General features: G+C 59.5%; 24 protein-coding genes and 1 pseudogene. 13 read left to right on the forward strand and 12 right to left on the reverse strand.

Annotated features, from left to right (window positions below; genetic code table 11):
• A pseudogene (locus APR53_10095) lies at positions 1-929 on the forward strand.
• A gap of 59 nt (positions 930-988) precedes the next feature.
• The gene (locus tag APR53_10100) at positions 989-1,171 is read left to right on the forward strand and encodes a hypothetical protein (protein KQC04518.1); all 183 of its coding nucleotides are present in this window, start codon (positions 989-991) and stop codon (positions 1,169-1,171) included.
• 6 nt (positions 1,172-1,177) lie between these two features.
• Here APR53_10100 and APR53_10105 read toward each other — a convergent pair whose 3' ends face one another.
• The gene (locus APR53_10105) at positions 1,178-2,344 is read right to left on the reverse strand and encodes a hypothetical protein (GenBank protein ID KQC04519.1); all 1,167 of its coding nucleotides are present in this window, start codon (positions 2,342-2,344) and stop codon (positions 1,178-1,180) included.
• Between the two features lie 84 nt (positions 2,345-2,428).
• On the opposite strand from APR53_10105, the gene APR53_10110 reads away from it, so the two are divergent.
• From APR53_10110 to APR53_10130, 5 genes are read left to right on the forward strand one after another with little or no spacing between them, the layout of a single operon-like run.
• Positions 2,429-3,514: a hypothetical protein gene (locus APR53_10110; GenBank protein ID KQC04520.1), complete on the forward strand. Its 1,086-nt coding sequence runs from the start codon at positions 2,429-2,431 to the stop codon at positions 3,512-3,514.
• The gene (locus tag APR53_10115; protein ID KQC04521.1) at positions 3,501-5,768 is read left to right on the forward strand and encodes a hypothetical protein; all 2,268 of its coding nucleotides are present in this window, start codon (positions 3,501-3,503) and stop codon (positions 5,766-5,768) included. The genes APR53_10110 and APR53_10115 overlap by 14 nt, the downstream gene beginning before the upstream one ends.
• Positions 5,765-6,061, forward strand: a complete 297-nt coding sequence (locus tag APR53_10120) for a hypothetical protein (protein ID KQC04522.1) — start codon at positions 5,765-5,767, stop codon at positions 6,059-6,061. The genes APR53_10115 and APR53_10120 overlap by 4 nt, the downstream gene beginning before the upstream one ends.
• 12 nt (positions 6,062-6,073) lie before the next feature.
• The gene (locus APR53_10125) at positions 6,074-6,622 is read left to right on the forward strand and encodes a hypothetical protein (GenBank protein ID KQC04523.1); all 549 of its coding nucleotides are present in this window, start codon (positions 6,074-6,076) and stop codon (positions 6,620-6,622) included.
• A 9-nt stretch (positions 6,623-6,631) separates the two neighbouring features.
• Positions 6,632-6,844 carry a hypothetical protein gene (locus APR53_10130; GenBank protein KQC04524.1) on the forward strand — a complete coding sequence of 71 codons (213 nt, stop codon included), beginning with the start codon at positions 6,632-6,634 and terminating at the stop codon, positions 6,842-6,844.
• A gap of 19 nt (positions 6,845-6,863) precedes the next feature.
• Here the strand turns inward: APR53_10130 and APR53_10135 are convergent, their stop codons facing one another.
• Positions 6,864-8,429, reverse strand: a complete 1,566-nt coding sequence (locus APR53_10135) for a hypothetical protein (GenBank protein KQC04525.1) — start codon at positions 8,427-8,429, stop codon at positions 6,864-6,866.
• Between the two features lie 91 nt (positions 8,430-8,520).
• Between APR53_10135 and ubiA the strand changes: the two genes are divergently transcribed.
• The 4 genes from ubiA to APR53_10155 all read left to right on the forward strand — a co-directional run bounded on the left by ubiA (position 8,521) and on the right by APR53_10155 (position 11,622).
• Positions 8,521-9,414, forward strand: a complete 894-nt coding sequence (ubiA, locus tag APR53_10140) for a prenyltransferase (GenBank protein KQC04526.1) — start codon at positions 8,521-8,523, stop codon at positions 9,412-9,414.
• A gap of 109 nt (positions 9,415-9,523) precedes the next feature.
• Positions 9,524-9,925, forward strand: coding sequence for a hypothetical protein (locus tag APR53_10145; GenBank protein KQC04527.1), 402 nt, complete (start codon positions 9,524-9,526; stop codon positions 9,923-9,925).
• A 587-nt stretch (positions 9,926-10,512) separates the two neighbouring features.
• Positions 10,513-11,019 (forward strand): hypothetical protein, encoded by a 507-nt coding sequence (locus APR53_10150; GenBank protein ID KQC04528.1) that lies wholly within the window; start codon positions 10,513-10,515, stop codon positions 11,017-11,019.
• Between the two features lie 129 nt (positions 11,020-11,148).
• Positions 11,149-11,622 (forward strand): hypothetical protein, encoded by a 474-nt coding sequence (locus tag APR53_10155; GenBank protein ID KQC04529.1) that lies wholly within the window; start codon positions 11,149-11,151, stop codon positions 11,620-11,622.
• A 227-nt stretch (positions 11,623-11,849) separates the two neighbouring features.
• On the opposite strand, the gene APR53_10160 is transcribed toward APR53_10155, so the two are convergent.
• The 10 genes from APR53_10160 to APR53_10205 are packed head-to-tail and all read right to left on the reverse strand — an operon-like array spanning position 11,850 to position 22,367.
• A complete protein-coding gene (locus tag APR53_10160) occupies positions 11,850-13,868 on the reverse strand; it encodes a hypothetical protein (protein KQC04530.1) in 2,019 nt (672 codons plus the stop codon).
• A 3-nt stretch (positions 13,869-13,871) separates the two neighbouring features.
• The gene (locus APR53_10165) at positions 13,872-15,461 is read right to left on the reverse strand and encodes a serine--tRNA ligase (GenBank protein KQC04531.1); all 1,590 of its coding nucleotides are present in this window, start codon (positions 15,459-15,461) and stop codon (positions 13,872-13,874) included.
• Entirely contained in the window at positions 15,458-16,351 is an 894-nt protein-coding gene (locus APR53_10170) for a wyosine biosynthesis protein TYW1 (GenBank protein KQC04532.1), read from the reverse strand. The genes APR53_10165 and APR53_10170 overlap by 4 nt, the downstream gene beginning before the upstream one ends.
• Positions 16,332-17,996, reverse strand: coding sequence for an arginine--tRNA ligase (locus tag APR53_10175; protein KQC04533.1), 1,665 nt, complete (start codon positions 17,994-17,996; stop codon positions 16,332-16,334). Before APR53_10175 ends, APR53_10170 begins: the two co-directional genes overlap by 20 nt.
• Complete coding sequence (locus tag APR53_10180; GenBank protein KQC04534.1) at positions 17,996-19,267, reverse strand: peptide chain release factor 1; 1,272 nt, start codon at positions 19,265-19,267, stop codon at positions 17,996-17,998. Before APR53_10180 ends, APR53_10175 begins: the two co-directional genes overlap by 1 nt.
• Positions 19,268-19,318: 51 nt before the next feature.
• Complete coding sequence (locus APR53_10185; GenBank protein ID KQC04535.1) at positions 19,319-20,191, reverse strand: hypothetical protein; 873 nt, start codon at positions 20,189-20,191, stop codon at positions 19,319-19,321.
• Positions 20,188-20,658, reverse strand: a complete 471-nt coding sequence (locus tag APR53_10190; GenBank protein ID KQC04536.1) for an NUDIX hydrolase — start codon at positions 20,656-20,658, stop codon at positions 20,188-20,190. The genes APR53_10185 and APR53_10190 overlap by 4 nt, the downstream gene beginning before the upstream one ends.
• Before the next feature lie 32 nt (positions 20,659-20,690).
• Positions 20,691-21,359 carry a 7-cyano-7-deazaguanine synthase gene (locus APR53_10195; GenBank protein KQC04560.1) on the reverse strand — a complete coding sequence of 223 codons (669 nt, stop codon included), beginning with the start codon at positions 21,357-21,359 and terminating at the stop codon, positions 20,691-20,693.
• The gene (locus APR53_10200; protein ID KQC04537.1) at positions 21,359-21,967 is read right to left on the reverse strand and encodes a 7-carboxy-7-deazaguanine synthase; all 609 of its coding nucleotides are present in this window, start codon (positions 21,965-21,967) and stop codon (positions 21,359-21,361) included. The genes APR53_10195 and APR53_10200 overlap by 1 nt, the downstream gene beginning before the upstream one ends.
• Positions 21,954-22,367 carry a 6-pyruvoyl tetrahydropterin synthase gene (locus APR53_10205; GenBank protein ID KQC04561.1) on the reverse strand — a complete coding sequence of 138 codons (414 nt, stop codon included), beginning with the start codon at positions 22,365-22,367 and terminating at the stop codon, positions 21,954-21,956. The genes APR53_10200 and APR53_10205 overlap by 14 nt, the downstream gene beginning before the upstream one ends.
• 438 nt (positions 22,368-22,805) lie before the next feature.
• On the opposite strand from APR53_10205, the gene APR53_10210 reads away from it, so the two are divergent.
• Both APR53_10210 and APR53_10215 read left to right on the forward strand, forming a co-directional pair.
• Positions 22,806-23,234 carry a 30S ribosomal protein S12 gene (locus tag APR53_10210; GenBank protein ID KQC04538.1) on the forward strand — a complete coding sequence of 143 codons (429 nt, stop codon included), beginning with the start codon at positions 22,806-22,808 and terminating at the stop codon, positions 23,232-23,234.
• A gap of 72 nt (positions 23,235-23,306) precedes the next feature.
• Positions 23,307-23,861 (forward strand): 30S ribosomal protein S7, encoded by a 555-nt coding sequence (locus tag APR53_10215; GenBank protein KQC04562.1) that lies wholly within the window; start codon positions 23,307-23,309, stop codon positions 23,859-23,861.
• Positions 23,862-23,878 lie beyond the last annotated feature (17 nt).

The following is a 23,878-nucleotide window of genomic DNA, read 5'->3' on the forward strand; positions in this document are numbered from 1 at the left end:
GCCTGCTCGACCCGTCTCTCGGGGAATGCGCACGGATGCTCTCCGCTGCAATTCTGGACGCCTACCGGCCGGTAACAGGCCTTGCCCACCGGGCGCGTGACCTGATGCGTATGCCGCTTTCGGTGCTCAGAACCCTGCTGGAAAACTCCAGCGTCACGATCGCATACCACGACATCGAACTCCTCTTTTCGGTTGACAGGGAGACGGACGAAAGAGAGATGTTTGAAAAAGCGCTCTGGCTCGGGGAGCAGCTTGCGCATGCCACACAGACAAAATGCGTGCTGATGTTGGACGAGTTTCCCGCCATCATGGACCTGAAAACCGGAGGAAGCCGTATCGGGGAGCAGGTGCTCAAAACCATACGCACCATTCAGGAGCGGTGGGAACATACCGTTCTCTGCATCACCGGATCGGTGCGGAGCACGATGGATATGACCGTGCTCTCCGCCACGTCGCCGTTTTACCGGCAGCTGATCGTACGTGAGGTGGGTCCGCTCTCCAGGGAGGAGACCGCCGCGCTCCTCAGGAGGGACCTTCCCGTATCTGACGGCGACATCTCCCGGGTATTTGAATTTTCAGGCGGCATTCCCTTCTATATCCAGTTTATAGGCAGAATGATCGGCAGGTCGGGGCGGACCGAACGGGATAGTGTCGGGAAGGCGGAAGAGGCTTTTCTTCGCGAAGAAGGGGCGCTTCTATTCCGGGCCGAACTCACTGCGCTCGGACCGAAGGAGCGGGTGATCGTCGCGGGTATTGCAGCGGGGCAGACGACGCCGGGAGCGCTCGCAGCAGGCTGCGGGGAACGGATATCCAATATCAGCAGGTTCCTCGGGTACCTGCGCGAAAAAGGTGTGGTCGAACGAAAGTCACGGGGTGTGTACGCACTTGCCGACCCGGTGTTTGCCCGCTGGGTGCGGGAGCGGGACTGATACACTTTCACCCCCCCCACGGCAAACGCCCTTATGCCGTTTCCGCCGTGTAAACGTATATGCTGGAAACTTTCATACATCTCGCCGAACGTGCGGCCGAACACCCGCAGGTCATCCGCCGCCCCCAGCTCTGCAAGAGTGGCTTTATCGCAACCGCCGGCCCCGAACGCGCTCCCCCGGCACGGCGCTGGATCCGTGTGCCCGGCCCCCGTGTCCGTGTCCCCGCTCCCCGTGAGTGGTGATACCCGTCAGGCGCCCGTCGACATGAGCCAGGCATAGGTTCCGGGCCGATCGTGCACATGGGTGACGATGTAATTGAATATCAGGACCTGCCGGTTGTAGGAATCAATCGAAGGCTGCATTGTACCGATATCCTCGTTATATGCGGCCGCCTTTGAATTGTAAACCGGCACGAGGGCGTTGTACTCCTCATTCCGTCCGGCATGCCGGAGCGCCTCCATCCTCGCTGCCAGTGCCTCAAGATCCGCGAGAGAGCCGTCCATCTCCGCATCCATGGCGGCCACGTCTGCCTCATAAGCGACAATCGCCGCTTTGGCACGCATGCGTGCATCGTCGATAACCCGTGTTTCATCGCACCGGCCGTACCCGGCCGTACCGCTGCCGACCGGGATGATAACGGGCTCGGACGTGAGGACAACACCTCCTGTCAGCTCATCGGGGGGGATGCCAATATAGCTCACATTGGTCGCTTCGATGTAGGCATACCCTGAATTCCCGTAGCTGAAACCGGATGCGGTGACCCCTACGGCCATATGCTGCTCGGGTTCAAAATACAGGAGAGCCACCGCATACCCCTCGCGAGCGAGGAGCGCTGCGAGAAGGAGGCTTTTATCGTCGCAGTCTCCTTTCCCATCCGCAATAGTCTCGATTGCAAACTTCGGTGCGACAAGCATCGCATCGGTCTCGTACGGAATGGACTGCACAAACGTAGAGATCAGCTCGAGATATGCGTCGTTATCCAGCGATTTTGCCTTCCGGACAGCGTCGAAACGCTCCCCGAGCGCATCGTACAGGGGAAGCAGGTCAGGATCCGAAATAAAGGAAAGATAATATCCGGGAAGCCATTCCTCCTCGGAAAGATCGCCGTAAATATGGGCGCTCTTCTCCGCCTGCCGGGCACCCGCGAGAAGCGCGCTGTCCACGGGTACCGCGAAGGATATGGTTTGGTCCTGAAACGGGAAAACGTACACGGCATCAGGGAGAGGTGGGACGCCCGAAACAGGCGTGATTCCGGGATAGACAATCTCATTCGGGATCAGGCCGGCAAGGCAGCCCGCAGTGCCCGCTGCCATCAGGGCAAGCAGAGTTCCGGCGATCACTGCGAGAGTACGATCGTGTCTTTCCGCCATGTGCTGTACATGTATTCGACCGGGAATATGAAAAATACCCGGCATGGGGCATCACCGCTGCCTTCCGGTCACTTTCACCCCCCACGCCCGCCTCTTTACCTGCTGCGCCCTGAAAACCACGTGAACATAATGGCAGTGCAGCCTCTTTTCGAGAGCGCCGCGAACCGCTGGCGGCGGCAGATCGCGGATCGCCGGGAATACAGCATCGTACGGGACGGAAACGTTTTCGCAGCGGGCCTTGCCGCGACTCCGGTCTTTCGATCGGAGTATGAGACGAGCCTCCTGCTGCGTGACCGTCTTCTCGCCCGTTACCGGGGCTCGGAAATCGGGGATACCTTCTCCGGACACGAGGAAGAGACCGCCGCGGGCCCCTGCTTCGTGATAACAAGCACTGCCCCGGTCGAGGCCCCCGCACCGGACCCGGAGGCCGCGGCCCGATCGCTTTGTTCCGACCTCCGGCTCATCCCGGGCATCGGTCCCTGTACCGAGGCCGTGCTGCACAGCCGGGGGTATTATTCAATCGGCGACCTGTGCCGCCACCCTCGTTTTCACGGGCATGCACGCGATTTTTGTGCGATTCTAAACTCGCGCGACACGGGTGCGCTTCTCCGCCATATTGCCTGCCGCCATACAGCTTCTCATCCTCGTGCCCTCGCAACATCAGGTTTTTTCCGTAACGAAGAACTGGTCTTTCTCGACATCGAGACACTCGGCTTGTGCTCCCGGCCGGTCATCCTCGTCGGTATCGGGCGCCTCGGGACGCACGGGCTCTCCGTCAGCCAGTATCTCCTGCGGGACATCGGAGAGGAGGAGGCGGCACTCTGTGCAGTCTGTTCCCACTTCACGGACGGACAGCCCGCCCTTGTCACGTTCAACGGAAAATCGTTCGATATGCCGTACCTATCGGGACGTATCGCGTATTACGGGCATCCGCCCGTACCGACCCTCCCCCATTACGACGTGCTCCACTTCTCACGCCGCCGGTGGAAAGGCATGCTCCCGGACTTCCGTCTCGGAACGCTGGAGACCCGCTTTTGTTCGACCGTCCGCACGGACGATGTCCCGAGCGCCATGGTCCCGGAATTCTACGAGGCATACATGCGCACCGGCAATCCCGGGCCGCTCGTGCCTATCGTGGAGCACAACCGCCTTGACGTCATCTCGCTTGCCCGCCTGTTCCTGCTGCTCCGGGAGGACAATCATGCAGGTGTTTGAAAGCGGTTCGCACCCTCTCATCACCCACCATGAATGTATCCCGGGGCGTGACGGGTCCTACGGAAGGCTTGGAAAGCCGCTCCCGGATCTGCTCGAGGCATACCTCACGGCACGCGGCATCCGGCTCTATACCCACCAGTGCACCGCGATCGATGCTGTCAGGGAAGGACGGGACGTCATCCTCACCACACCGACTGCGTCAGGAAAAAGCCTCGCGTTTCTGCTTCCGATCTTTGAAAGCCTCTGTTCCGGTGAGCAGACAACCGCCCTCTGCCTGTACCCCGCGAAAGCACTTGCCCACGACCAGCTCTCGGGCTTTCGCGCACTCGAGGAATTCACCGGTTTTCCGGCAGGGAGTGCCGTGTACGACGGCGATACACCTGCACACCTCCGTCCCCGCATCCGTGAGAGATCGCGCATCGTGCTCTCAAATCCGCACGAAATCCACCATTTGCTGGCGTGGCACCCCAAATGGGCAGGGTTTTTCGAACAGCTCAGGTACGTGGTCATCGATGAGGCGCACAGGTACAGGGGTGTCTTCGGAACGCATGCGGCGTTCCTGCTCCGGAGGCTGCTCCGGATCGCCGAAAAGTACGGGAGCCGCCCTCAATTCATCCTCTCCACCGCCACAATCGCAAACCCCGGAGAATTTGCCGCGCTGCTGACCGGCAGGGCCTCGGTCGTCGTCGACGCCGACGGATCGCCCCGGGGGGTGCGGCACTTCCTGCTTGCGAATCCTGCCGCGATCCGGGGAGGGGGTGTCTCCCTCTCCCGGGCCGTGCATGATCTCCTGCTGGCATCTGTTGAAGACGGGTTGCAGACGCTCTGTTTCACACCCTCGCGCACAATGGCCGAAGCGATCACCCGGCATGCCCGGAGCACCCTCGTCCAAAACGGGGGGAGAGCGGAGTCCGTGGCCCCCTACCGGGCCGGATACCTCCCGGGAGAACGACGGGAAATCGAAAAAAAACTCAGAGATGGCAGTCTTTCCGCGGTGGTCTCCACAAATGCCCTCGAACTGGGAATCGACGTGGGCTCTCTCGATGCGGTGATAATGGCAGGATTCCCGGGGAGCATGATGGCTGCGTGGCAGCAGGCAGGACGGGCGGGACGAAGGAGTTACACATCGTGGTCGGTGCTCGTCGCATCCGACAACGCGCTGGACCAGTATTTCGCTCGCCATCCCGGTTCTTTCTTCGAAAAGCCCTGTGAACACGCCATTCTCGATCCTGCAAACCCGTACATCCTCGCAGGACACCTGCTCTGTGCTGCGGCGGAGGCGCCGCTCGCACCCGACGGTGAGGCGCGCTTCTTCGGTCCGGATGCCGGAGATGCGGTCAGGGCACTCGCCGATGCCGGAATCCTTGCCGGAACCCGGAAGGGGTGGGCCTATGCGGGACGCGGCCGTGCATCGGAGGCGTGCCCTCTCGGAACGGCCTCCGGTGAATCGTTCAGGGTCTCGTGCAGCGGACAGGTCCTCGAGACTATGGACAGGAACCAGGCATTTCGGGAGGCCCATCCGGGTGCGATCCACCTTCATCAGGGGGAGACTTATCTCGTTACCGGCTTCGACCTCGACGCCCGCTCGATCACCCTCCGCCCGGAAGAGACGGACTGCCACACGCGGGCCCTCAGGTCCGTGGAAATCTCGATCATCGGGACGCGAACCTCCCGCACAGGGGACGGGGGGACGCTCTGTTTCGGGGATGTGAGAATCACCGAGCAGTACCGGCAGTACCAGCTCCGCCGCTATGACACGCTCCTTGAAACCCACCCCCTTTCCCTCCCGCCGACCGTCTTCACCACCCGGGCGCTGTGGGTCACGCTCCCTGAAGCGGAGGTTGAACGCCTTTCCGAAGACGACATGGACCCTGCCGGGGCACTGCACGGCGCTGAGCACGAACTCATCGCGATGATGCCGGTCCACGTGCTCTGCGATCGCCGGGATATCGGCGGATTTTCAACTCCGTGGCATCCCGATACGGCTGCAGCGACGATCCTCATCTATGACGGATATGAAGGGGGGATCGGGCTTGCAGAAAAGGCGTATTCCCTCTTTCCCTCCCTTGCCGGGACCGCCCGCGACGTCGTCAGGGACTGTCCCTGCACCTCGGGATGCCCTTCATGCATCCATTCGCCGAAGTGCGGAAACGACAACCGACCGCTCGACAAGGCGGGAGCGGAGCGGATTCTCACCCTGCTGGCAGAAGGATGGCAAGCATTATCCCCTGACCGTGAGAGGATTCCCGTATGACGGAAATTGTTCATTTAGGTGTCTTTTCGGTTGCAAAGGTGAGTGCCGCAATCATGATGGTCATCGGGCTGATCCTGGGCATCATATTTCTCCTCCTGATGATTCTCGGCGGTGCAGTGGCCGGCTCGTTCGGTATCCCCGGCATGGCCGCGACGACGGCAGGCATCATCGCAATCTTCGCCGGAACGATCGGCGCCGCTGTCGGCGGGTTTGTCTATGGCGCGATAGCCGCCTTTCTCTTCAACGTCGCCACAGGGTGGTTCGGCGGTGTCGAAGTGGAATTCAGGGAATAATCGGAGATTCCGATGCGCCCTGCCGCACTCCTGATCACTGGGCCGCCGGGCTCGGGCAAAACGACCGCAGTCCTGCGCATCATCGAATCTCTCCGTGACGCCCGGCCGGCCGGTTTTTACACTGCCGAGGTCCGCGAGCGGGGAGTGCGCACCGGGTTTGACCTCGTCTCCCTGTCGGGGCGGCGGCAGATACTCGCCCGGACGGGCATGAAAGGCCCGCGAGTCGGGAAATACGGCGTCGATGTGGCGGGGCTCGAGGCATTTCTCGGGGATCCCGAAGCGCTGCCTGAGGGGGCAGGCGTCATAATAGTGGACGAAATCGGGAAGATGGAATGCCTCTCACCGCGTTTCAGGACATATCTCATGCATATCCTCGACAGCGGGGTGTTCGTCATCGCCACCATTGCACTGCGGGGAGACACGTTTATCGAAAGCATCAAAAAACGCCCCGGCATCGTGCTCCGAACCCTCACACGGGAGAACCGTGATCTGCTGGTACCGGAGCTTGTCCTTGAGTCGCGGCGGCTCGCGGGAGCGGGGGATCTCCGGAGGATATCATAAAAAAGGGCGTTGCGGTTCCCCTTTCACTTATTCTTCCCGTTTGAGCAGGTAAAAGACGTACCCGGAGATGTCAGCATAGCGCTCAAAGAACGCGATTTTTCAGCCCCCTTTCCTGTCACGAAAAAGGGCTGCCGTCCGGAGGTGCGCAACACGCCCGGAGCGGGGTATCCCAGTCGTCCCGCCATGCCGGGGCGGAAAGAGCATGCCTCACCGCTCCCGTGACGGAAGAAAAAGGGAGAGCTTAGTATGCTTCGTACAGGAGTTCCGCAATCCGCCCGAGGTCGTTTCCCACCGCGATGGCATCAGGGATGCCGGTAATGCGGACATCATTGACAAAGACTGCAAAGACGAGTTCACGACCGCTCTTCGCCGTCAAGTACCCGGCCATCGCCCTTGCGTTTAAAAAAATCCCGCTCATGTCTCCGGAGACCACCGTTCCGGTCTTCGCCTGCACCATTCCCCGTGCAGGGCTCCCGGGAGGAACGGACTCCGCAAGTGTCCCGTCCACACCCAGGACGGGCAGGGCGTCCCGGTAGTAGTGGGTATATGGTCGGTGTGCCATAAACCGGAGAAGCGCGGTCATCGCTTCCGGGCTGATCCGGTTTCCCCCGGAACCCTCTCCGTCGATGAGAGTCAGCGATGCGGGATCGATTTCTGCCAGGGCAAGCAGGCTCCATTCCTGGGCAAGGCCTTCCTGCACGGTCCGGTAACCGCGCTGCGCCGCCATGATCCCGAGCAGTGTGTTGGCGTGCAGGTTCTGGCTCACCTTGAGAATCAGCTTTGCGTTTTCCGAAAACGGCGGAGAAACCAGTTCTGCGACACGTTCCATATCGGAGGCCGCGGGTTTTGGGAGGAGGAAAGCGGGATTTACGCCGTCCGGAGGTGCGTCGACGGCGACACCCGCCCGCTCCAGCGCCCCGATAAAGAGCGACCGGGCAAAGGAGGCGGCATCGGGCGGGCGGAACGTCCGCACTTCCGTCCCGCCATCCGCCGGAACGGTCCCCGCCACTGAAATCGTCCCGTCATCCCCGTAAATCACAATCCCCGGCTCTCCTCCGGGTGCTCCGGTGCCGACGTCCGCATCCAGCGTCCAGACCGTAGTTTCCGGTCGCATGGCAACCATAGCCGGCGATCCCTCCGCCGCCGGAGTGATGATGATATCGATGAGGTTGTCGTTGATGATGATGGGCGTAACGGGATTTTCATCGGCGAGCTGTGCCGTTTCAAAGAGCCGGTCGTCGATGACCACGTCTTTTACACGGGTAATCCCGACATTCCGGACCTGAAGCGCGAGATCGTCAAGGCCTGCGAGCGGATCGGTCGGGGTGAGGAGGGCGCCGCCGAGAGCATTCGCGTCACCATGATCCGCGTTGGTAAAGGCGATTGTCCCGTTCGCAAGGGTGCGCCCCCCCATCGTGGGATCGCCCGATGCGACAAGGATCAGGATGCCGTCGAGGACCCCGCCCGGAGCGATGGTGCCGCGAGCGAAGACCGGTGTTGTAAAACGGTATCCGGGGCCGAGCATCTCCAGTGCTGCCGCTACCGTGAAGCATTTCGTCGTCGATCCTGCCGTGAAGAGATTACCCGGGTTCTCGGCGTAGAGGACCTCCCCGGTGGCGGGATCGACCACGGAGATTCCCCATGTGGCGTACGCATACCGGGACTGGCCTGTAACATTTCCGAGCCAGGAAACCGGTGATGCCGGACCTCCCTCCGGGGGAGGCCCCGCTCCCGTACACCCGGCACTCCAGAGTATGCACACAGCGGCAAGGATCAGCAGTACCAGAAAAATACCGGGGATTTTCATACAGGAGTGAATCGGCGGGCATTTTGATAAACCATTCCCGACTGCTCTCCGGGAGAGATGGAATCAAGAAGGAGTATGGTAATACTGACTCGTGTACTCCTCCCTGCGTGCGTGGATCGATCTGACCCGGTTCCACTTCGCCTGGGCATGGCCGCTGCTCTTCTGTTCGGGGCTCGCGCTTGCATACCGGGAATACGGCGGATTTGCATGGACGACGACCGTGACGGTGGCGCTCATCGGCCTGTTCGGCTTCGAGGGAGGCATGGTGCTCAACGACATCGTCGACCGGGAGCGCGATACCCGTGACATCGATCCCTCGATGACGCGGTACTGGCGGCTTTTCGGCACCCGCCCGCTGCCCCTCGGCCTGATCACTCCCGGCCGCGCTGCAGCCCTTGTTCTCGGGTTTCTGTTTGTCACGACGGCGCTGATCTTCACCCTTCCCCCGCCGCATTCGCAGCTCGTGTTCGTAATCATGGTGTTTGCATACTGCGCCGAGATATTCTACCAGCTGAAAAAAAGGCAGCAGGCATGGCCGATCGCACAGCTCGTCGGGCGCACCGACTTCGCCCTCTTTCCGGTCGCGGGGTACCTCGCCGCAGGCCAGCCCGACACAACCGCACTCCTCTACTTCCTCTTCTTCTACCCGTTTGCCGAGGCGCACCTTGCCGTGAACGATCTTGCCGATATCGCAAACGACCGGGCACGGGAGATGGCGTCGGTGACGGTGCTGCACGGCGAACACGGGACGGCGGTGTGGATCCTTCTCGCGACCATCATTCACGCCGGCTTCGCCCTACTCTTCGCCGCACGGCTCGGATGGATCGCCCGCGGGGGGTTCCTGCTCGGCCTGCTTCTTCTCACTATGGCAAATGTCCGAATTTTTCAGGTCGAAAGCCCAAAAACGGCGCTTGCGCAGCTCCCTTACTTCCACGTCGCGATGGCAGTCTATGCGGTTTCCATCATCGCGGATACCGTTCTCTGACAGGGCTGACGGCCCGGGCTCAGAAAAACCTATTTATCCTGCCGTGGTTATGGAACCACACGGGGACGAAAGGCAGGGCCCCCCGATCATGTACAGGAGGAACGCACGAATGGCCGAAGATGAATTCATCCGGGCAAAACTGCTTTATGATTCGGCGAAGATGCTTGAAGGTACCGGAACGGCGAATGATATCCTCGCCCTCCTCGACCAAGCGCTTCGCCTCGACCCGGAGATAACCGGGGCGTGGATTCTCCGGGGCGATATCTGTGCCTCGACCGGAATGATCCGGGAAGCGGTCCAGTGCTATCACCAAGCAATCCTGCTCGATCCCTCCTTAGCACGCGTTCTGAAGGACAAGGTCACGGGCGAATGCGACTACTTCGAGATCAGTGACGCCGAAGCGTGCTTTTCCCGGGCACTTGAAGCAGGCATCCGGTTCGGGCGTAAGGCGGAAGAAGCCGATGAGAAGGTGGCGGAGTCGGTTGTGAAGAACTATTCCGCTGATGAATAGGGGGGCGAAGAAAATCCGGGGGGTAGCCACGGAGAAGACGCTGTTCACCGTTTCGCTCACAGGGCACGTATGATTGAATGGATTCTCGTTATCGCCCTTATATTCGCTCTTTTCATCCTGTTCTGGAAATATGCGCAGCTCAAAGGGAAGAGTGGGCAATCCGCACGGACGATAGTTAACGAATGGAGGGCCGGGGAGCTGGACACCAGCGACCGGTAAAAGGAGAACGAACTTCAGGGCAGGGCGAAGAAATCGCGAAAAATGCCTTTCAGGAATGGAAACGAGCCGGGAAAAGGCACTGCATTCGGGACAAATGCGTATCCTATGAGATACTGCGGAGCGGGCAGAACAGATAACATCCCGTTCTTAGGGGCAAACGGCTGGTAAAATAACATTCAGACCCGAAAATCCGGATTTTGTCATTGTTACGACATGCGCCGGTGAGAGGAGCGGGGTGAACCGGCCGGTTCAACATATGAACCGCCCCCATTTTTTCCATATATATACTCCCGCTCCCGACAGTGTATTCAGCGGATACGGGGGCGAGACCCCCCCACCGCATAACCACCGGAAACGGAAGAGAGACTATGACTCACACCACAGACACATCCCGAATCACCGGACAGCACACGACCACCCCCCGCCGCGGAATCAGGGCGGCACTCGCCGGCCTCGCAGTCCTTGTCTGCGCCGCAGCAGTATTTGCGGTGCCGGTCGCCGCAGCCCCGTATCCTGACCCCTCACCTGCAGACGTCTGGAACGAATACGTCGGGCACATGGTCGAAAAGGCGCCGCTCGCACTCCAGCGCGGATATGCGATTATCAACCGCCTCGAATGCGAAGGCTACGACGTATCACTGCTCAAGTCGACGTACGCCCACGCAAAGCAGCACTTCATCGAGGGTAAGTTTGCGTTTGAAAACGGAATCACAACTCCCGCAGACAACCCGATCTTCCAGTGCAAGGCGGACTGCGTCTCCCTGACCGGCAGAATTGCCGACTGTGTCGGCGGCAGCCACGCTTATACAAAGGGCATGATCCGTGCCTGCCAGTACGTCTTCCCGTCGTACGCGGAATTCGCTGCAGGGCTCTGATACCTGCCTTTCCGGAACACCACCTTTTTTCCGCCTGTCCGAATCAGGGCGGGAGGCATCGTCCATCCCCTGTTCGGAGCGATCAGGCACCCGCCGGAGATGCATCAGGTTCAAGACTCCCCGGCCCCCATGTCCTTTATGGAGCTTCCTCCCTCACAGGCGGATCGTGCCGTCGAGCGGTTTCAGAGCGGATATAACTGCTCGCAGGCGGTATTCTCGGTTTTTGCGGAAGAATACGGGGTGTCACCCGGGGATGCAAGGGCGATCAGCCGCGGATTCGGGGGCGGCATCGGGCAGAGCGGGGCCGTCTGCGGCGCGGTGACAGGAGCTGTCATGGCGCTCGGCATTGCCACGGAACGGAGGACGGACAACCGGGAGGCGAAGAGAGTCGTGTACGGAAACGTGCGGGAGTTCCTCCGCAGGTTCGAGGAACAATGCGGAACCGTGGTATGCCGCGACCTCATCGGCGTGGACCTCTCGACGCCCGAGGGGAGCGTGGCGGCACGGGAGCGCGGCCTTTTCTCCTCGGTCTGCCCGGTGTTTGTGCGGGAAGCAGTGGATATCGTCCACGAAATCATTCGTAACGAAAAAGATACGGCCTGAATGCTGTGACGGAATCTCGGGAGGGTCACCGATGCCGAACACTGGCGATCAGGGCGCAAAACCCCGGAGAAACCTGTCCGGAAGAACCCTCCGGCGGAACCCATGCCATGTAGTTCTCACGCTGGCAGTGCTGCGTTTCAAATCCCCGGCTGATGATGGGGCAGATCTGTTTTGCCATACGGTAGAGTGGAAGAATCACCTGATAATGTAATCGACGGCGATCCCTGCTAATCATCCTCGTCCGGGAGAGTGCTGCAGCATCCCCGCCACAATCCGGCGGGGATAGATATTTCAAACCGGGCACCCGCCCCTTCCTCACCGGTCTCGCGGATCGACATATTATTGATCTGAAGAATCTGACGGGTCAGAAAAAGACCGAAACCGGAATTTGTACCGAAACCGCGTTGAAAAATCTTTGATTTCTGGTCAGGAGGAATCCCGACCCCGTTGTCTTCGAATGTCAGGATACCCGCTGCCGTTCCGGTAAACGAGGCTTTTATACTCGTTACGTTTTGACCGTGCAGGGAGGCATTGACGAGAATGTTCAGGATAACGCGCTCGATCATCGGATCCGCAAAGACCTCAACGGTGCCGGTATCGATGTGGTGCGTAATCGAGTTCAGCGGCACCGACCGGGCGGCACCTTCGATTACTTCATCAAGGCGCAGCCATACGGGCGGATGAATCCCGATCTCCTGGTATTCGCGGGTGAATGAGATCTGGTCCTGTATCGTCTTCGCAAGTTTCTCGATGGAATCGACAAACCGCTGCTGGTCACCGGGGGTGATATCCTGCAGCAGCGATATATAGCCGAGAATAGCCGTCACCTGATTGAGGATATCGTGGCGCGTGACATCGGAAAGCAGGATGAGTTTTCTGTTTGCCTCCTCCAGCTGATCCTGAAATTTCCGTTTCTCGGTCACGTCCTGAAGGATACCGGTGATCCTGAGAGGCCTTCCCTCGTGATCGCGGTCAGATATCCGCGCGACGCTGTAGACCCACTTCCTGCTGCCGTCCCGGCACCGCACCCAAAACTCCGCTTCAATCGAGGGGATTTTCCCTTCACAATGTTCTCTGGCAAGGAGTCTGAGACGGGGCAGATCTTCCGGATCGACGATCCTCTCCCACTGTTTCAGCGTGCTGAACCGTTCCTCCCCGACATATCCGGTCATCTCGTTAAACTTTCGGTTCGTAAACGTTTCATCCGTACGGAGATCGAGATCCCACACTCCGATACCCGCGACACCGGTGGCAAAGGAAAAACGCTCTTCGCTCTCCTGGAGGGCGGCCTCCTGTTCCGCAAGCCGGGTGCAGTGGGTGGCAATCTCTTCGGTATACTTCCTGAGCTGCTCTTCATTCCGTTTCCGCTTGAGGATCTGCCACATCCCCCCCATCAGCAGGGAGAGCTGGAGCACATCGGTGTCGTCATACGCCTGCACCTTGTTCCCGACTCCGGCCACCACAACAATCCGGTCACCATCGAAGACGGGTACATTCATGTGACGGATCAGGGCGACGTGTCCTCCGGGATACCCTTTCTTCAGCGGGTTGTCAGCCGAATAGTCATTGGTGACGATCGGACGGCGCTGGCGGACTGCCTCACCCCAGAGGCCGGTTTTCTCGAGCGGGAAGATCTTTGGTTTGTCCGCGATGCGACACTCCCGGAGCACCGAGGTTGACCACGCATACATCTCCAGTTCGGTTTCATCCTCGTTGACAAACGCAATATAGCCGATGCGGCTGCCCGTGAGGCGGATCCCCTCCTCAAGGACGTAATGCATCATAGCCGAGAGCGGTGCATCCGTCATCTGGTACAGCATGAAGAGCGCTTCGAGTCGCATCTCGTCAAGACGAAGTTCCTCGAGCGCCTTTCGCCGCTCGACCGACGTTTTTATCTTGTGGATAAGCTCCGCAAACTGTGCCTCCGGCGAGCCGCCCTTCTGCACGTAAAAATCGGCGCCGCTGTTGATCGCCTCGACCACAATCTCCTCGCGCCCCCGGCCTGTGAAGATGATAAAGGGGATGTCAGCCTTTTTTTGCCGGACTTCCCTGAGAAATGCGATCCCGTCCATGCCGGGCATCTCGTAATCGGCGACGACGGCATCGAAAAAAAGGAGATCCGGTCGGCGAAGAGCCGCCTCCGAAGATACTTCCGTCTCCACCGCCATATCCCCTGTTCGTTCGAGAAAACTCTTTCCCAGCTCAAGGAGGACGGGTTCGTCATCCACAAGAAGTACGGTTAACATGCTTCATCCGCGCCTTTCTGCAACAGACCGCACGGTCAGGAATACGGGCCCCCGCACATCCGCCTTCTTGTTGTTGTCGGTTATGTACCGCATCACGTAACCGGGAATTTTTAAGTTGATCTCGCTCGGGAGTTTCACCATCTTCACCTGCACTGTCGTACCGGTGCCGCAGCGGGCCGCTTCCTCGATCCGGGCAGCAGCAAGGTGTGCAGCAGCTTCGAGGTACGTTATGCCGGTCGGGGCGCCTTTTTCACGGACATCCCTGAACTTCTCCGAATCCGGAACGCCCAGCACCGATCCCCCGTATACGAAAATCTCGTTGAATGTCGCAGGACCGCAAAGCTTTGAACCGGTTTCCGGCTCTTCAACGAAGACATGCACGCCCGTTCCTTCAATCGTCCCTTCCCACGCCGCGAAGGAGCAGGGGCCGGGTTCGGTGGCGTGTGCAGCCGCGGTACCGGCGATGGCCGTTGCGCACCGACGCCCCTCCGGCGTGGCGGGTTCGTCACGGAGCGCGACGGCGGCGGCAATCTCGCGATCGGAGAGCTGCCGGGGAAAGAACTGGGGCATGGTGAGTTTCCGGATGTCATCGGCGCCATACCGGATCATCGCGAGGCGCTCCACTCCGAGGCCCAGATTCATCACCGGGACACCGATGCCGTACTCGCCAAGCGCGGAAGGCGAGTACATCCCGAACGTGGCGACTTCCACCCATTCATGTACCGGGTGGCGTGCGTATACCTCCGTCTGGGTGTCGGGAATATAGTATTTGGAGCGCTTCTCATCGGGCCGGAACTGGAAATCAATGAACCCGAAGGCGGAGAGGAGGGCTTCGGAAACCGCTTTTCCGTCCTCAACCGTCACATCCTCACCGGCAACGATGCACGATGCCGAATGGTAGGACATGAGCCGCGTCGGCCCCTCCTCCTGTTCGCGGCGAAAGCACCGGTCGACGGAGAAGAGGCGGAGGGGGAGGGGCACGTGCTCCCAGAGCGAGGCAAGGGAGATGAACCATCCGCTCGTCATGTGGCTCCGGAGTGTGGTGCGGGAGGATTCGGGCGTGAGGTTTTTGAATTCCGGGAACGTTTCATCGAGCAGGCGAACCACGAGACCGTCATCGCAGGACAGTACTCCCGCCAGCTCAGCGGTGAGCTCGTCCCCGTCGATCACCGATTTTTTGTATGCATGAAGCGTCTCGCGGAGCCCGTTTTCCTCATTCTCCGAGAGCGGGCGTCCGATAATCGCACCTATCGCGTCAAGCTCCGCCCGTGCAATCCCGACATTCGGTCGCGGGAGCCCTCCGAGGTAGAAGACACGATCGAGAACCGCACTCGCCTCCGGGCCGAACTGGCGGTACACATCCTGTTCCTCGATCATGAGAGGGACGCGTGCCTCATCAAATCCCAGTGCCAGGTAAACCTGCCGCAGCGCCTCGATCGTCTCCGCAATCGGGTGGGGGGAGGCACGCCGGCAGGCGTATCGCGGATAGGTGCCCCCGATTCCCGCCGGTGTGATAATGCCGGAACCCTCATGCCATGCCGCATCAAAATCCTTCCGTGCCTTCTGTTTCCATGCTTCGGGATCAAACCTCATATATCTCGCCGCTCCATACACACCACCCGGGATACCGGGCTTTCATCAATAATTTCATAGTCACAGTATTTAGCGATTGACTGTGCGAACAGGGCGACCTCCGTATGCTCGGGCATGCATGAACGCTCCAGGCGGCGGCAGCTGTATCCGAGGTGCATGTACCCCTTCACCTCGACAAAGCGTGTTCCCGAATCCTGGATCATGCGGGCATAGGCCTCGGGACTGAAATCATTCCAGCCCCTGACCAGTGTCACACGGATGGCGGAGCGGCGTGAGGAGAGAAGGGAGAGGCTCTCCTGCACCTGCTCCCAGTAGTCCCCCTTCGGGCGGCAGAGCCGCAGGTACGTCTCCTCGTCCGGCGCGTCGAGTGAGATGTAGAGCTGAAACGGGCGGCAGCGGTCAAGCACCCACGGGCGGGTGCCGTTCGAGACAAGGAATGTCGTATACTCCGTGGATAAGAGGTCGACAAGCTCCGGCAGGCGCGAGTAGCAGGTCGGCTCCCCGGAAAGCGAGATGGCGACCATGGTGGGGGACATCGCTTCCTCCCACGCCCCCGGTGTCACCAGCGGGGAGACCTTGTGGCCCGAAAGGCCCTTCTTCTGCAGTTTATGAAGCTTTTTCAGGATCAGGGCCGGCTCGATCTCTTCTTCGTTCGTGATCTCATGCTCCATCGAACGCCAGCAGAAGAGGCAGCGCTGGTTGCAGCGGAGCGTCGGCGTCATCTGGACGCACCGGTGACTTTCGATGCCGTAAAAACGGTTTTTATAGCATTTTTCCCCGCCCCGGAGTGCCCGCACGTTCCACATGCAGGGTTTGAGAGCAGCGGACGACGTAGCGGAAAAAAACTGGTAGCCCTGTTTTCTCAAAGACTTACATGCTTCCGAGTGCATCGATACCAAGTGTCTCCAGTGCTTCCTTCAGCGTATTTTGCGCGGCCCGCACGAGTGTTAAGCGACTGTTCCTCGTTTTCCCTTCGCTTTTCAACACCGGATCGTACCGGTAAAAAGTATTGAAGAGATCCGCCAGTTCCCGTGCGTAGACCGAGAGCAGGTGCGGACGCCGTTCGGTGACGACGAGCTCAATGACACGGGGGAACCGGGCAATCTGTTTTGCCAGGCGGATCTCGTGCTCGGTAGCGAACGAAAACGCCTCCTCGTAACTACCCGCTTTTTCCAGAATACTGCTCGCCCGGGCATGGGCATACTGGATATAGGGGGCGCTCTGCCGTTCGAAGTTCAGGGCCTCCTTCCAATCGAAGACAGTGCTCTTCTCCGGAGAGACCCTGATAATATCGTACCTGATTGCGCCGACGGCAACGGAACGGGCGATTTCACGCCGTTGTTCCTCGGGGAGTTCGGGACGCCGTACGGTCACCTCGTCAAATGCCCGCACCGTCACTTCATCGATCAGCTCGTCTGCCGAGACGAATGTACCTGCACGGGTGCTCATCGATCCTTCGGGGAGGGAGACGAACTCAAAGTGAACGATCTCTGGCGGCAGGACACCGAGCAGGCGGAGTGTCGCCTGAAGCTGGGCGCCAATCAGCTTGTGGTCCGCACCGAGGACATCGATGACCACGTCAAAATTGTGCGCCTTCCACTCATGGTAGGCAAGATCGCGGGCAGCGTATACCGACGTCCCGTCGCTCCTGCGGATCACGTACTCCTTCTCGAACCCGAACGCCGAGAGATCAAGCGAGAGCGTTCCTTCGTTCCGTGCTTCCGGCAGGAGTCTGAGGCGATTGATTACACCCAGCATATGGTGATTGCGGACAAAGTCGTTCTCCCGCACAAACCGGTCGTGGCTCACATTGAGGCGTGCGAGGGTTTCCCTGATGCCGCCCACACAGAGATCCACCGCCTTTCGAAACGCGACAACCGTCTCCGGGTCGCCCCTCTCGATGAGTGCCATCCGGCGTTCGATCTCCTCCTTGATCGATGGATCCGCTTCAATTGCCCGGTTTGCGGCGATATAGACGCGTGCAACGTAATGGTCCGCCTTCTCATTCTCCCGGCGGTCGAGACCGAGATGCGAAAAACCCCAGGAGACGATCGCGATCTGACGCCCCATGTCGTTGATATAATACTCCACTTCCAGCGGATACCCCGCTTTCCGAAACGCCCGTGCAAGGGAATCGCCGATAATGGAGTTCCTGATATGGCCCACGTGGAGCGGACCGTTCGGGTTTGCGCTCGTGTGCTCAATGCAGATGCGCTCTTTTTTTACCGGCATCGCTCCGAATCCGGGTAAGAGGGCTGCCTTTACCGCGCCCTGCACATAAGACATGCCGAACCGGAAATTGAGGTAGGGACCCGTCGCTTCGACGGCAATGTCCCGCGGTTCGAGGATCGGGCGAAGCTCCTCCGCAAGCTCCGCGGCAATACGGGCCGGCGCCATTTTCCGCACTTTTGCGAGGCGGAAAGCGACCGTTGAGGCAAGATCGGCGTGCTCCCCGCCGTCGGTCAGGTCAGCCTCCCCGCAACCCGTTTGTGCGGCCAGCGCCTCGCGTATCTCATTGTAGACCGTAAAATACATCACATTCCCGTCCTGTATCTCAGTATCGCGGCAATGCCGCCGAATGCGTTATAGAGCATCGATCCCTCCTCGAAATCATCCGAGATGATCTCGACGGCCGTATTGCTCTGATCCGCAAGATCCGTCAGTTCATCGATGATATCCGTCTCATCCTCAAGGAAGCGGGGAGCGCTGCATTTTTCACAGTTGCCGAACACCATATCCTTCGCGCTCTTCCCCGGCTCCATCTGGACCGTCTGCTCCTCTTCAGCCCCGCAGTTCTGGCACCTGATGCGCAGCCGCGACCTCCTGAGATTTCCGGAGAGAAGGAGGATATCGACCGCCCCGAGTTCGAGATTCTTGCGGATGCTCTCCTCCCCGTACGCGGCGAGGCCGTTTTCCTTCACGAGTTCCTTGAAGAAACGGTCCATCACGCGCTTTTCCTTCATCACCTCGACACCCCGGAGCGCCTCTTCCGCCGCATCAACGAGCTCTGCAAGCCCGCTTTCGTTTGTATAGCTCACATCAAAGAGGCCGATAACCCGTTTCTGGATTTCGTGATGCAGAAACGCACCATCATTAAACTCCTCCTTTGTCGGCGTCGGCCCTCCGATCAGCACGCCCTTGAACCGCTCGAAAAAGTCCTTTTCGGCGAGGAATGCCTCAGAAGCACGGTCGCCGACCTTCTTGTAGAACTCGTTGATTGCGATCAGCCTCAGGCGTTGAAACCGCATCGCGGACTGACCGCCTTTACGCTGTTTGCCGGGAACCGTCGAGGTGACGCCCGATACGGGCTCGATGCGGTTGCCGCGGAGAAACCCGATATACGCCTCGCGCCGGTCGATCACGATCAGGCCATAGACCTCCTTTTCATGGAGCATCTGCCGCAGGGGTTCGAGCTCGAAGTTCGAGCTGCACCGGTACATGTAGAGGCCGAGGGGTTCGGGAGGTTCGACAATGGTGCATTCCAGATCGGTACGGTCGCCGCCGAGCTTGATCGTGCCGCAGAATACAGCCATACCGTTTTCCGGCGGACGGTTATAGTATTTCAGGCGGGAAAGAACGGAAGAAATTGCGCTCTGGACATTCGTCCGTGTCTGTTTGCTTTTGATATTGGCGCACTGGCCGAACTCGTCGCGCAGCTGGCCGGTAACGTCGTGAATCTGCTTGTCGGGGGGGATGTAGATCGTGATGAGTTCGGTTCCGCTCCCCTCTTTTGCCGCGAGTTTCTCGAGCGTCTTTTTGAATTCGTACCGTTTCCGGGCATCATCCATCTCTGCTGTTCCTGCCATTCACCAGTGTCCCCATTATCCAAGAATTATATATTATTCGGGCCTCGTCAATTAAAAGGTGAGCACATCGGCCATAACCATCGCATCCACCTCGGCATTGATACCGTGCGTGCCGTTGAAGGCAACGAAGTCCTTCGGTTCACGGGCATGGTTAAAGAGCGCCATGCCGGAGGAATAAGGGATCACCGTGTCGTCCACGGCATGGTAGACGCGAACGGGCCGCGGCGTGATGTACCCGACTGCGATATCAGGGTCGATACTTGCGATAAACAGGCGCGAATCGCCTTCGAACTGCTCTGAAGCCCCGCCGTAGCCGGAGGTCGAGATCCCGTACCATCCGGCGAAGTCCCGATCCGCCGCAACCGCGAGCACGGTATAGCACCCGCCATTACTCGATCCCATGGCATATACGGGAACACCGTACCGCTCGCCGAGCATTTCCCGCGCAATGATACAATCGGTCACCACCCGGTAGACCTGCGGCCATTTTCCCTCCCTGTACAGCGCAAAGTCGCGCTGGAGGTCAAACGAATACCCCGGCGTTTCATCGCCGTTCCCGCGGGGGTCGATCACGCAGAACGCAATCCCCGACGCGGCATACGTCTCCGCCCGTTCGAGATGGGCGGCCGCCTTCACGCCCGCTCCCGGGACGAAAACAATTGCCGCCACCGGATCCTCCGGCGCCGCGAGGAGTGCGGAGACCGGTCCCCCCGGATTGGCGAAGATGATGCGGCTTACCGTGATACCGCCGCTCCGGTCCAGAGCCGTCTCCGTATACTCGGGAGGGACCGCTTTTATGATCAGGCGCCCGTCCTCACCGAGCAGGTAGGACGCCTGCGGCGCCCCGGGTGCCGAACACCCGGCCGCGGCGCAGAGGACGGCTATGCAGAAGAGAAGGGTGAAGAGTGTGCGCACTGCCCTCACCTCAGGCACCGGTATGCAAGGCAGATGGTCTTTGCATCGACGATGCTCCCGTCCTCGATCATGCTGTGCACCTCATCGCGTGACACGCGCACCACTTCGATCATCTCGTCCTCGTCAGGCATATGCGCATCCGAGGGACACAAGCCTGACGCTTCGAAGAGGTAGATCACCTCGTCGGTGTACCCGGGCGTCGTGTAAATGCTTCCTTTCGGTTCGATCACGGTGGCAGCCAGCCCCGTCTCTTCGATGAGCTCCCGACGGGCAGTCGCCTCGGGGGTCTCTCCCGCGTCCATCGTGCCTGCCGGCGCCTCATAGATCCACCGGCCTATCGCATGCCGGTACTGGCGGATCAGCACGCATTCATCCTCCTCGCACGGCAGGATGGCGACCGCCTTTCCCGGCCGGACCACGATTCGCTCCTTCGTCCTGCCGGACGGGAGGTACACGTTCGTTTTCTCTATCACCATTCGCCTGCCGCGATATATCTCCGCCACTGGAATCAGTCCCCGTACTCGATCGGGTCCGGTACTCCGGCTTCCCTGAACGCCTGCAGCCGGTAGTAGCAGGAGTCACACTTCCCGCACGCAGGCGCGTTGCTCCGGTAGCAGGACCAGGTATTCCCGTAGGGCACCCCGAGGGCAAGCCCGCGCCTGATAATAGCGGTCTTATTCATGTGCACGAACGGCGACATCAGCCGGATGCGGGTGTCGTCGGCCGTCCCGGTATCGATGACGCGCTGAAATGCCTCGACGAACTCGGGCCGGCAGTCCGGGTATCCCGCATAATCCGACGCCTGTACTCCGATGAAGATCGCCCCGGCGCCGGAGGCCTCGGCATAACTCGTTGCGATCGAGAGCAGGTTTGCATTCCGGAACGGCACGTACGTAGCGGGGATTCCTTCGGCGTTCCCGTCATGATCACCCACGGTGAGCGACCGGTCGGTCAGGCTGCTCTTCCCGAACCTGAGCAGATGCTCAAGCGTGATTTCCACGTAATCAACAGCGCCCAGTTTTTCTGCGATGATCCGGGCGCATTCGCGCTCCTTCGTCTCGGTCAGCTGTCCGTAGCTCACATGAAGGCCGCAGATAGCATATCCCATATCCCGTGCGACATAGGCGGCCGTCGTCGAATCCATCCCGCCCGAAAGGAGGCATACCGCCGTAGGCATCACTTCACCCCGATGCATTTGTGCAGCTGCAGCTGGAACCGGGCGGGGATATTATGGGTGATGAGAAACTCGGCAATGGCGCCGGCATCGCTCCCCTCAACGGGAGAGATAAATACCTCCCCCCGTACCGGAAACCGTGCCAGGATCTTCCGCGCATAGGCGCAGTCACGTTCATCGGCGACGACAAACTTAACGGAATCCTCGCTCCTGATAAATTCAAGCAGCGTCAGATTGCTCTTTTCTCCGGACGACGGGCATTTCACGTCCATGCAGATCGAGGCGAAACGCTGGAACGGGCGGAAGTCAATCGTGCCGTTCGTCTCGATTTCGACCGTCTTGGATGCCATATGGAGGCGGCGGATCAGCGAGAGCAGCTCCTCCCCCTGCAGTAGCGGTTCGCCGCCCGTGATGCAGAAATGATCCCCCGTCAGGCGCCAAGCATAATCGAGAATGGCATCGATTTCCGCCTCTTTTCCCTCTTCTTTCGCGTACGGCGTATCGCACCATGCGCAGTCGAGGTTGCAGCCCGCAAGCCGGATAAAGATGCAGGGACGTCCCTGGTTTCGTCCTTCGCCCTGAAGGCTCTTGAATATCTCACAGATCTTCATGACTAAACTCGGCATAGCAGCTCGTTGATTCCCAGACACGGATTTTACGTATGCGTGCAGGAGTACCCGCTCCCGCACACGCTTCCGTTATCTGCCCCGCAAGCAGGGCGGCGAGATGTTCGCTCGTCGGATCCCCGTCAGTGGTCACGACTTCCTGAAACTGCGAAAGGCACGCAGCCATCGGATCTTCGCGGTTGAGGATGACCTGGTGGTCATACCGGTGCACGACGTCCTTAATGAGATTATAATCCACGAGTATGCCGCTTTCGGAGTCCACGTCCCCGTCCATCCATACCTCAACCCGCCACTGGTGGCCGTGGAGCCGGTAGCATTTCCCCTTATAATGGAAAAGCCGGTGACTGGCCTCGAAAAATACCTCCTTGTAGATACGGGTCGTCATCGGTACAGCATTTGCATCCGCAGGCTTATAATCATCGGGGAGACCCGGCCCGGAGCCTGCGGGCACAGGCACCGCACACCGGTGCAGGGAGGAGGATCACGTCCGTCGCCACTTTCCCGGCACCGGATGAATTCATCGATGTACTCTGCGGGCGTGAAAGAGAAGAAAGACCTGCCGGATCACTCCAGAACGGGAGACGAGTATTTAATACGCCGGGACGCGAAGTATAATAGCCAGAAATCTGATATACGGTGGCCGCGGCGGAGAGGGATCCGGGGCGAATGCCCCCTGTTTCTGCCAGAAACCCGGAAAGTCCGGCAGATCCTGCGAACGGGCAGAATACTCTCAGCCACAATATATATATCAATTTCGCGCGTTAGTTAATAGCACAAAGAGGCTAGCCCATCACGCTATAAACCAACTTTGCGAGGGTATCCAATGGGAAATGGAAAATTTGCAGCCAGAAAATGTCAGCGCAACGCCAAAAATTCCAGGTGGCGCGACGTTAATTATTCACGCCGGGCGCTGGGACTCGACATAAAGTCCGATCCGCTCGAAGGAGCGCCACAGGCGCGTGGCATCGTCCTCGAGAAGGTCGGTGTCGAAGCGAAGCAGCCGAACTCGGCAATCCGGAAGTGCGTGCGCGTGCAGCTGATTAAAAACGGCCGCCAGGTGACGGCTTTCGCTGTCGGAGACGGTGCGATCAACTTCATTGACGAACACGATGAGGTCACCATCGAGGGGATCGGCGGACGTCTCGGCCGATCGAAGGGTGACATTCCCGGGGTCAGGTTCCAGGTGACCGAGGTTAATAACGTCTGCCTTCACGAAATGGTCATTGGCCGGAAAGAGAAACCGCGGAGGTAATTGGGAATGACAGATGCAGAAAGCGCTGCAGTCACTGCAGCAGAAGAAACCGGTGAAGCACGGGCAGCTCACCTGCTTTTCAACAAGTGGGACCTCTCCGAAGTGGAGATCAAAGATCCCGGCCTTATCCGGTATGTCAACATTCACTCCATGATCGTTCCCCATTCATGCGGGAAGCTTGCCGGCACCCAGTTTGCCAAAAGCGAGATGCTGATCGTGGAGCGGCTCATCAACAAACTGATGCAGACCGAACACAATACCGGGAAAAAAGAGCTTGTTATCCGGATTGTCAAGGATGCCTTTGAAATCATCAATAAAAAGACGAAGCGCAACCCCGTCGAGGTGCTCGTGGAGGCAATTTCAAACACAGGGCCCCGCGAAGAGAGCGTCCGGCTCAAGTACGGTGGCATAAACGTACCGAAATCGGTTGACACGGCACCCCAGCGGCGTGTAGACTCCGCACTTACCTTCATCGCCCGTGGCGTGCGCAACGCGTCGCACAAGAAGAAGAAACCGGTGGCAGCAGTCCTTGCCGATGAACTCATCGCGGCGGCAGGCGGAGATTCGCGCTGCTTCTCGGTCAGCAAGAAGGAAGAGCGCGAGCGTGTGGCAAAATCCGCCCGATAATCCTTTTTTTTGGTGTT

It is taken from the genome of Methanoculleus sp. SDB, assembly GCA_001412355.1.
GTDB lineage: Archaea > Halobacteriota > Methanomicrobia > Methanomicrobiales > Methanomicrobiaceae > LKUD01.

Excerpts from the sequence above, each read along its gene's own strand:
- APR53_10100 (KQC04518.1), top strand. The coding sequence starts at position 989 with ATGCTGGAAACTTTCATACATCTCGCCGAACGTGCGGCCGAACACCCG.
- APR53_10105 (KQC04519.1), bottom strand. The coding sequence starts at position 2,344 with ATGCCGGGTATTTTTCATATTCCCGGTCGAATACATGTACAGCACATG.
- APR53_10110 (KQC04520.1), top strand. The coding sequence starts at position 2,429 with ATGGCAGTGCAGCCTCTTTTCGAGAGCGCCGCGAACCGCTGGCGGCGG.
- APR53_10115 (KQC04521.1), top strand. The coding sequence starts at position 3,501 with ATGCAGGTGTTTGAAAGCGGTTCGCACCCTCTCATCACCCACCATGAA.
- APR53_10120 (KQC04522.1), top strand. The coding sequence starts at position 5,765 with ATGACGGAAATTGTTCATTTAGGTGTCTTTTCGGTTGCAAAGGTGAGT.
- APR53_10125 (KQC04523.1), top strand. The coding sequence starts at position 6,074 with ATGCGCCCTGCCGCACTCCTGATCACTGGGCCGCCGGGCTCGGGCAAA.
- APR53_10135 (KQC04525.1), bottom strand. The coding sequence starts at position 8,429 with ATGAAAATCCCCGGTATTTTTCTGGTACTGCTGATCCTTGCCGCTGTG.
- APR53_10145 (KQC04527.1), top strand. The coding sequence starts at position 9,524 with ATGGCCGAAGATGAATTCATCCGGGCAAAACTGCTTTATGATTCGGCG.
- APR53_10150 (KQC04528.1), top strand. The coding sequence starts at position 10,513 with ATGACTCACACCACAGACACATCCCGAATCACCGGACAGCACACGACC.
- APR53_10155 (KQC04529.1), top strand. The coding sequence starts at position 11,149 with ATGTCCTTTATGGAGCTTCCTCCCTCACAGGCGGATCGTGCCGTCGAG.
- APR53_10160 (KQC04530.1), bottom strand. The coding sequence starts at position 13,868 with ATGTTAACCGTACTTCTTGTGGATGACGAACCCGTCCTCCTTGAGCTG.
- APR53_10165 (KQC04531.1), bottom strand. The coding sequence starts at position 15,461 with ATGAGGTTTGATCCCGAAGCATGGAAACAGAAGGCACGGAAGGATTTT.
- APR53_10170 (KQC04532.1), bottom strand. The coding sequence starts at position 16,351 with ATGCACTCGGAAGCATGTAAGTCTTTGAGAAAACAGGGCTACCAGTTT.
- APR53_10175 (KQC04533.1), bottom strand. The coding sequence starts at position 17,996 with ATGTATTTTACGGTCTACAATGAGATACGCGAGGCGCTGGCCGCACAA.
- APR53_10180 (KQC04534.1), bottom strand. The coding sequence starts at position 19,267 with ATGGCAGGAACAGCAGAGATGGATGATGCCCGGAAACGGTACGAATTC.
- APR53_10190 (KQC04536.1), bottom strand. The coding sequence starts at position 20,658 with ATGGTGATAGAGAAAACGAACGTGTACCTCCCGTCCGGCAGGACGAAG.
- APR53_10195 (KQC04560.1), bottom strand. The coding sequence starts at position 21,359 with ATGCCTACGGCGGTATGCCTCCTTTCGGGCGGGATGGATTCGACGACG.
- APR53_10200 (KQC04537.1), bottom strand. The coding sequence starts at position 21,967 with ATGAAGATCTGTGAGATATTCAAGAGCCTTCAGGGCGAAGGACGAAAC.
- APR53_10205 (KQC04561.1), bottom strand. The coding sequence starts at position 22,367 with ATGACGACCCGTATCTACAAGGAGGTATTTTTCGAGGCCAGTCACCGG.
- APR53_10210 (KQC04538.1), top strand. The coding sequence starts at position 22,806 with ATGGGAAATGGAAAATTTGCAGCCAGAAAATGTCAGCGCAACGCCAAA.